At 39.2% G+C, this 7,671-nt stretch carries 10 protein-coding genes; all 10 read right to left on the minus strand.

Annotation, left to right across the window (positions count from 1 at the left end):
• Positions 1 to 185: 185 nt before the first annotated feature.
• The gene (locus BACCOP_RS15110) at positions 186 to 707 is read right to left on the minus strand and encodes a DUF7691 family protein (protein ID WP_007480238.1); all 522 of its coding nucleotides are present in this window, start codon (positions 705 to 707) and stop codon (positions 186 to 188) included.
• A 9-nt stretch (positions 708 to 716) separates the two neighbouring features.
• A complete protein-coding gene (locus BACCOP_RS15115; RefSeq protein ID WP_007480240.1) occupies positions 717 to 1,418 on the minus strand; it encodes a PoNe immunity protein domain-containing protein in 702 nt (233 codons plus the stop codon).
• A 72-nt stretch (positions 1,419 to 1,490) separates the two neighbouring features.
• Positions 1,491 to 1,934 carry an Imm12 family immunity protein gene (locus tag BACCOP_RS15120; RefSeq protein ID WP_005787127.1) on the minus strand — a complete coding sequence of 148 codons (444 nt, stop codon included), beginning with the start codon at positions 1,932 to 1,934 and terminating at the stop codon, positions 1,491 to 1,493.
• Positions 1,935 to 2,014: 80 nt separating this feature from the next.
• Positions 2,015 to 2,446, minus strand: coding sequence for an NTF2 fold immunity protein (locus BACCOP_RS15125; RefSeq protein WP_004320608.1), 432 nt, complete (start codon positions 2,444 to 2,446; stop codon positions 2,015 to 2,017).
• Between the two features lie 42 nt (positions 2,447 to 2,488).
• On the minus strand, positions 2,489 to 2,914 hold the full coding sequence (locus BACCOP_RS15130; protein WP_007570671.1) for a hypothetical protein: 426 nt from the start codon (positions 2,912 to 2,914) through the stop codon (positions 2,489 to 2,491).
• A gap of 502 nt (positions 2,915 to 3,416) precedes the next feature.
• Positions 3,417 to 3,752, minus strand: a complete 336-nt coding sequence (locus tag BACCOP_RS15135; protein ID WP_007570681.1) for a hypothetical protein — start codon at positions 3,750 to 3,752, stop codon at positions 3,417 to 3,419.
• 54 nt (positions 3,753 to 3,806) lie between these two features.
• Entirely contained in the window at positions 3,807 to 4,169 is a 363-nt protein-coding gene (locus BACCOP_RS15140; RefSeq protein ID WP_004328536.1) for a hypothetical protein, read from the minus strand.
• Between the two features lie 617 nt (positions 4,170 to 4,786).
• Positions 4,787 to 5,797 carry an NTF2 fold immunity protein gene (locus BACCOP_RS15150; RefSeq protein WP_007570685.1) on the minus strand — a complete coding sequence of 337 codons (1,011 nt, stop codon included), beginning with the start codon at positions 5,795 to 5,797 and terminating at the stop codon, positions 4,787 to 4,789.
• 74 nt (positions 5,798 to 5,871) lie between these two features.
• Positions 5,872 to 6,978 (minus strand): tyrosine-type recombinase/integrase, encoded by a 1,107-nt coding sequence (locus BACCOP_RS15155; protein ID WP_007480249.1) that lies wholly within the window; start codon positions 6,976 to 6,978, stop codon positions 5,872 to 5,874.
• 95 nt (positions 6,979 to 7,073) lie between these two features.
• The coding region (locus BACCOP_RS15160; protein WP_007570687.1) for a TetR/AcrR family transcriptional regulator at positions 7,074 to 7,671 on the minus strand (598 nt) is incomplete at its 5' end.

The raw sequence follows: 7,671 nt of genomic DNA on the forward strand, positions 1-7,671 counted from the left end.
CATCTTTATTTGATTTATCTTCTTCCTTGAATACAAAGAACTTGTAATTATCAAAGTCTTGTCCAATTTCATATATATTCATAATGTTACACTATTTAATTACTGATAATGGTTTAGCAGGGAACGGCTTGTCCGTTATCCTGCTTCGTTAACATCATATTTTATTCTCATTCCAGTGTACCATATCAATACACCATAATAACAAGGTCTTTTTGCGCTTCAACGGCTTCATCGAAAATGAAATTCAAGTCGTCCATTTCCTGCTCGTAATCATAATCTCCGATACCGTTACCCTCTTGTAGTGAGGTGTATTCCGTCCGCTTGCTCTCCAAATCTGAAACGGGTATGCTGATGATATAGGGAAAATCACTGCTCAATGGAATAGGGATGAATGTACTTTGGCTATCCAATTGCCAAAGGTTTTCCGCACAGTAGATTTGCGTTCCATAATGGTTGCAAATCTTTTCATATACATACCCGTACATGAAAGCAATTTCGGGATAACGGATTTCTCCGTTCACTATATCTGCCAACGCTGCATAAGCATCTTTATCCGTGTTCAGGCTATCGCTGAAATAATCGTTCAGAGTGTCAAGTTCCTGCTTCAACGCAACCTTTAATTGGTTTATAAGCTGATTATCACAAGTTCCATAAACAGACTTTACCTTATCGGCTTCTGTCAAATATGCACAAACAGAGTAACTCATACCTTTTCTTCATTTAATATTGTCATTCCAGTGTACCATGTCGTATGGATAGTAGGGCAACCCTTTCAGGCTGCTATCATCCAGCCCCAAGACCTTGACCAATGCACCGCTTTCAAAACACCAATAACCGTCATGGTTGATACCATATTTATGGTCGTCATGCCAAGATAAATCAGAATGTCCTCGATACCATTCTTTTTTGAGGTATTTTTCCAATCGTTTCACCGCTTCTGCTTTGTCTTGTTCAGCCAACTCTGTAACAGTGATAGCAATTCGATAGGGTGACGGATATAATACTTGGTTTGTTGTCCTTTCCCAATCAGGAAATCTGTATCTAATCAATGTATCATAAATATAGTCTTTAGCTTCTCTGTCTTTTATCAGTTGCACCAGACCATGTATAAGGTCGTCTTCGTAATCCAACATAATGCCTATTGACAGAAGCCACAACATTTCAATATAAAATCCGTTGTCCGTCCAAAATCTCGGCATTGTTTTGAGGGCTTTCACATAATTGTTTTTCAGCTTATCAATATCCTGTCCCATAGAATACTGTACTAATAAATAACGAAGCCTATAATTGAACAAAGAATCGTAACCTATATGTTTTCCTGAAAGATGCATTTGTTCATAATAACTAATATCTTCATCATACATTTTCAGTTGCTTCAAATACTGTTCTTCTGTAAAAAGTTTATCTCTTGTTTCCATTATGGTACACTGCTTTTTGATGTTAATGGGTTGCAGCTTGCCGCCGTTAGGCGGAACAGGTGCTTGTTATTGCTATATTTCATTCACTATATCATTCATCTTTTTGCTGCAAATATCAACACAATGCTTGTATGAATTAATATCAAATGCGTACTTATATTTAGCCAATTTATTCAAAATCAAATCTCCATTTTTAATCATCAAACTTGTTATTGTAAAAATGAAATAGTTTAAATCTTTTTCCTTATTCCCAGTCCATTGTGTCCTGTCAATGCAAAAACTAACCACATATTCTTTTTTAACATTGTAATATCTTGGTTGATATATTCCTGTTCCGTTATAATAGGATGAAATATCACCATCAAAAAATAATGTTACCTTAAACATGGTAACAGCTTCATTTTCAAATGAAGTAAATGTATCTTTTATAATTTTCCTCATATTGCGCACAAAGGGACTTAAGGCTTTAGATGCATTAAGTTCTCCACCATATACTATATTTAATGTAAATTCCATACTTCCTTAATTAAGTTAGCAATAATGGTTTGACAAGGAGCTGCGTTCAGCAGCTAACTTGGCTTGTTACCAATTATTATTTAGAGGGAATCAGATAACCATTTTTGCTTCAATACAGAATATCTTTTCTTAGAGTCTAAAAGCCATTTGCCTTTTGAATACAAGAATATATATTGCTTCTTTTGTCGTAAAGGCACTTCCCTATATGTGTGAACAGCAATTCTATTTTTCCCTTCTTCTACAATATCGGTAATTTTCTCTTCATTAACATCATATTCATACGACCCTTCATTGCCATAAGATATAGTAGTAGGTCTGCCATACTTGCGTTCACGAGAAGTGCAGTAAGTCAAAAAGATTTTTGATACCAATTCTTTTTGCTTGTTAAACTGTTCTTCAAATGAAAGTTTACTCTGCTTTGCAATATCATTACACATTACTTCCCACTCGTGCATATTCTGCATGAATTGAAGCAATAAATTCTGTATAGTTTCTTTTAGTTCTGTTTCCATATCTGTTCTATATTATTGGTAATGGCTAAGCGGGGAACGCTGTTAAGCGTTATCCCGATTTGTTAATAACTTTTTCCTTCTCAATAGATGCGAAACTCCAATTGTCAAAAGCAGATAGGCAACCAGTAAACCTTGATAAAACCAATACTTATGAAATTTGCCTATGTCTGCTAAAAAAATCTTTCCGCTTGAACCTTGATGAACCACGGATCTATATTCATCACAAAACAAATAATATTCAAAACTCATTAAGTAGGCAAGTGCCAATATAGATAAGGCGATTAGGCGTGATATTTTATGATGTAGCCACAAATCGCTTCCGATAAATAGCACTGAAAAGACAGCCCAATACATAGATGCAAGCGAAAAATGCCACCCTGTTCCGTATAAGGGACTTATAATACTGACACCTGCATAAAGCGTACTTACCAATAGTAAGTAATACAATATTATTTTTATAATTTTCATGTTTCGCACTATTGTTATTAATGGTTCAGCAGGGAACGGCTTGCCGTTATCCTGCGTTGTTAATGGTATATTTATATTTTCCCTTTACTATAAAAAGCCTCTAAAACAAAGAGAAACAACGAAAGGAAAATGTATAATATAAGTATCAATAGATTATTCTTATTAGGCTTTTCATTAAACTTCTCTATGACAGCTTTATACCTTCTTTTCCAGCAGAAACGAATACATAAAAGAATGAATATCAGCCCTAAAGACACATTATACATTGTTCGCGTTGGATAAGGCAATATTTTATATTGTTCCAATACTCCCCATATTGTGTGAATATTACAATTCAGAAATACAGCGAGAATTAACAAAGCTGCATAAACCGCTATTTCGGAATAAGAACTGTATTTCCATAGCCTATAAAATTTGAAAAATAAATAATCTATCATACTTAATTACCATTAATGGCTGGACGGGGAACGGCGTTAGTCCGTTATCCCGGCTTGTTATGAACTTACTTTACCTCTTGTGCCTTTTTATAATTTGCATAGCGAGCATTTAGAGTGTCCCGCCATTCTTGACTTGGGCAAGAGTTTATTAATTGAATATACCTATCATCATCAACACAAACGGACTCTACAAGTCTTAGTAAGCTCCACTGCAAATCATAAAAAGCATTTTCAGGGAAGATTTGTACCAACACCATAGCTTCATCAAATGATATGGGGAATTGTATTTGTTCTAATAAAGTATCATAAGCATTTATCAACTCATCAATGCTATCAGAATCATTGATACTTTCATTAGGCATACGACCTAAATCTTTCAACTGTAAAATTTCATTTCTCATATCGTGTACTCTAATTGTTCATAATGGCTAAGCGGGGAACGCTGTTAGGCGTTATCACGCTTTGTTAGCAATATTTTTACTTCTAAATTCTTTTAATTTCTTTTCAATAAAAGCAAAGTCATTGATTGCTTTAATCCCGTCTTTTGCTCTATCGTATTTTTGTCGCCATTTTCTAATGCCATACAGATAAAACTTTAATCCCTCTTCCGTTAAATCTCCAATTTTTATTTCAGTATTATCTGTAGGCTTTTCTCCTTTTTTTAGTATTTCTTTAGTTGTCAATCCATTATCTTGTAAGAAATGGATGATATTTTCAAAAAAGATAATTTGCTCTGTTTTGAATTTATCAGTTAAGGGTGGTATAGACTTCATTTGAGTAAACCATCCTAATTTTGATATTATCTCGTCTTTATCCATATTTCAAATTTTATTGCTAATGGTTCAGCAGGGAACGGCTTGTCCGTTATCCTGCTTCGTTAATGGTAAATTATATTTTTCCCTGTCTGTGCAATGCCTCTATGAAAAAGCAAGTAAAGGTTGCCACTATATATACAGTAAGTGCCCACACTCCAACTTTACGTTGCACAGAGTTTTCATCCTCATACTTGGTTATAATTCTTCTGTACCTTTTCTTGAAGAAAAATCTGCCACACAGCAATGCTATTAAACTGCCTTCAATGATATAGTATTGAGTATCGGACGGATAATCAATGATTCCGTATTGGGTTAATATACCCCATGCGGTTAATACATTTGTACTTAACATGACCGAAAACAAAAGCATTGCCAAAAATGTGGCTCCTTCCGATACAGAAGAATGAAGCCATAATCTATAAAACCTATAATATAAATAGTCTATCATATACCTTATTACCATTAATGGTTTAGCGGGGAACGCTGTAAGCGTTATCCCGGTTTGTTAGCAAAATATTATACCCATTCTAATATTGGGTTAGGTCTATGAATAAAATACCGTTTATTATCCGAAATTGAAAATATCATTCCCGAATGCAATTTCGTTCAAGTTCCTCTTTTTACAATCCACAACGCCTCCACCCGTCTGTCCGCATCTGTACTGCATCGATTTTCCATGCTTCCCCCACACGTTTCATACAGAAACGATAGTCGAGATTGATTCTTTCATCCTGCGCATAGATGTAAAGTTTGTTGCGGGAAACCTGTTCGGCATCAACCAGGCGGAAGGTGGCATACGTCCCCTCTGGAGAAAGCGACAAAGCGAGCGGCCGATACCCCATCCGTGGCTTCTCGGATACATACTGCTGCCAGATCTGCTGCAACTTCGGTCGCACATCCGGCGCATCAAAATCTGTCTGGTCGGTATATTTCTCCCATTGAGTCATGGCGGCAAAGAAAGCATACAGCACCTGTTCCGCCTGATGAACCGCATCAGCGTCCACCTCCAACTTCTTCTTCGCCTGGCTTCGTTGCAACGAGGCGAACAGCTCCATCTGCTCCTGGGTAAAGAGGTCGCCAGGACGCAAGGAAAGGCGTTTATTGAAAGCAATGCCAAGCACCCCTTCATAAGTGATCTGAGTTTGTCGAACATGCAAATGATTCAGCTTAGGAAGCTGAGCAGCCCGATGCAACCCCTCATCGTCCAGCGACGTGGCACTCAAGTCCAACAGAGCCACCTTACTTGCCTGCATCATGGACAACCCCTTTCCCGTAATTGCAGAATTTCCTGCCAAGAGCAGATACTCCAAAGTGGGCATGGTGGCAAATACCGCAAAGCATGCGTCGGTAAGCTCCGCATATTCGATCCCTACATTGACCATTTTCTTGGCACCTGCCAGCGGTTGAATCTGTTCGTCCGTCAAAGGGTAATGCTTGACATGAAATCCCACCAAAGCAGGATAAGCGCCAATCTGTTGCATCACCTCCACAGATAGCTCGGGCATGAGCATCACGTTATCGCCATCAAAAATCAGTTTGCCGTCTTCCCAGTTGATGGTACGTGCCCGCTTGGGAAAAGAAGTAAGTTCTTTTATCATCGTTCTATCATTTTTAAGGTAATCTTTGTTCATAGACTTTCTGTTTTTGCTAATTTTTCGATAAACGCACCTTATGGTGTAGTTCCTATTCACTATTAAATCATTGTCTAATCATCATCCAAACAATCCAGCGGATTGGGGATTTTTGCTTTATAGGCGTTCGATACGTGCAGATAAATTGCCGTTGTTTTTATATCGGTATGTCCCATAAGTTCCTGTATGGTTCTTAGGTCTGTCCCTTGTTCCAGCAGGTGGGTGGCGAACGTGTGCCGGAGCATGTGCAGGTGTACCCGATGCTTTATTCCGGCTTTCCTTGCCGCTTCTTTCAATATCTTAACCAATGCGCTGGGCGAGTATTGTTCGCCTGCCTGTTCGCCCTCAAAAAGCCATTTTTGCGGTCTGTATTCCCGGTAGTAAGCCCTTAGTTCGTTGAGCAGCTTTTCCGACAGTAGGGAATACCTGCACTTCTTGCCTTTTCCGGCAATCCTGATTAGCATCCGTTCGCTGATGATGTCTTGGGGTGTCAGGTTCAGAAGTTCGCTTCGGCGTAGTCCGGCAGAGTAAATAAGAGAAATCATGCACCTGTGTTTCCGATTGGATAACTGTGCAAAGATGCTTTTCATTTCTTCCCGGCTTAATACTTCGGGCAATGCCTTGTACTCTTTTGCACGGGCTATCCCGCCATAATATTGCCGCTTGCCTTTCCGGACTTTCTCGTAATAGAACTTGATAGCGTTGATGCGCATGTTCTGCTGGGTGGCGGATATGTGCTTTTCCTTTACCATGTGGAGCATATAGCTGTTTATGTCCTCGACCGTCAGCAGGTCAAGGTCTTGCCCCTTGTGGTATTCCATGAAGTCGCTGAAATAGATTTTATAGGCTTTTATGGTGGAAAGGCTGTACCGCTTCTGTTCCAGCAGTTCGAGGTAGCCTCTCGGCAGTATGTATTCCCTTTTAGGTTTGGGATGCCGCACGTAAACCCGGCTGTAATCAATATAGGCGTGGGGCGAATAGCGGTCATAGAAATCCGGCAGTTTAAAAGCGGTGGCAGGTATGTAGGCAGAACTATTGCCTGTCTTTTCCACGTCCGTATCTTGGGCGAGCAGCAGGGCGACAGCCTGACTGTTTACATACTCTATCCGTATGTAGTCCGCACCGTTTCTTTCTTCCTTGTACAGAACGATGCTTCCTCTCTGTTTCTGAACCTTATCCATGTCGCTGAATTTTGCTTCGCTCCAAAGATAAGATAAAAATATCACTTTTTGAACATCTGTTCAAAAATAATAGAGGTTAAAAAAACAAAAGAGTATCAGGCTTTAAGCAGCGAATAGATATGGCGAAAATTTTCTGCCAGTTCGTCCACGTTCAGACCGTTCAGAAATGCTTGTTCGTATGACAGTCCTAAAAACATTTGCCGGAACAAGATAGCCGTTTTCTTCACGTCCGTGTTGCTCCTGATTTCCCCGCTTTCTTTTGCCTTCTGTATGACTTTCTCCCATAGGTCATAGTCTTGTCGGTAGATTTTCTCAATTTTCTGCCTGATACCCGGATAGTACATGCGCACTTGTGACAGGAAATGAAAGTAGTAGAAGTTAGGACTACAATCATGCGGGCTGCAATTATCGCCAATCAGTTCAACAATCCTTTTCATGGAAGCGGCTACTCCCGCCACGTATTGCCCGATGAACTCCGTCAACGTATCGGCAGGAGCGGCAAACTTGTTTTCCGGTTCGTGCATTTGCAACACGTATTTGTCCGCCACAGCCATGAATAAATCCAACTTGTGCGGAAAATAATAAACGATACCCGTTTTTGTCACCCCGCAGGCTTTGGCAAGCGTGATGATGCTTGCTTTCTCGTAGTTCATCCTGACAAATACGCCGAACGCTTTATCTATTACTTCTTCT

The sequence above is a fragment of the Phocaeicola coprocola DSM 17136 genome, from assembly GCF_000154845.1.
Taxonomy (GTDB): domain Bacteria; phylum Bacteroidota; class Bacteroidia; order Bacteroidales; family Bacteroidaceae; genus Phocaeicola; species Phocaeicola coprocola.

Coding starts and splice junctions, on each gene's coding strand:
- BACCOP_RS15110 (WP_007480238.1), bottom strand. CDS start 707: ATGAGTTACTCTGTTTGTGCATATTTGACAGAAGCCGATAAGGTAAAG.
- BACCOP_RS15115 (WP_007480240.1), bottom strand. CDS start 1,418: ATGGAAACAAGAGATAAACTTTTTACAGAAGAACAGTATTTGAAGCAA.
- BACCOP_RS15120 (WP_005787127.1), bottom strand. CDS start 1,934: ATGGAATTTACATTAAATATAGTATATGGTGGAGAACTTAATGCATCT.
- BACCOP_RS15125 (WP_004320608.1), bottom strand. CDS start 2,446: ATGGAAACAGAACTAAAAGAAACTATACAGAATTTATTGCTTCAATTC.
- BACCOP_RS15130 (WP_007570671.1), bottom strand. CDS start 2,914: ATGAAAATTATAAAAATAATATTGTATTACTTACTATTGGTAAGTACG.
- BACCOP_RS15135 (WP_007570681.1), bottom strand. CDS start 3,752: ATGAGAAATGAAATTTTACAGTTGAAAGATTTAGGTCGTATGCCTAAT.
- BACCOP_RS15140 (WP_004328536.1), bottom strand. CDS start 4,169: ATGGATAAAGACGAGATAATATCAAAATTAGGATGGTTTACTCAAATG.
- BACCOP_RS15150 (WP_007570685.1), bottom strand. CDS start 5,797: ATGAACAAAGATTACCTTAAAAATGATAGAACGATGATAAAAGAACTT.
- BACCOP_RS15155 (WP_007480249.1), bottom strand. CDS start 6,978: ATGGATAAGGTTCAGAAACAGAGAGGAAGCATCGTTCTGTACAAGGAA.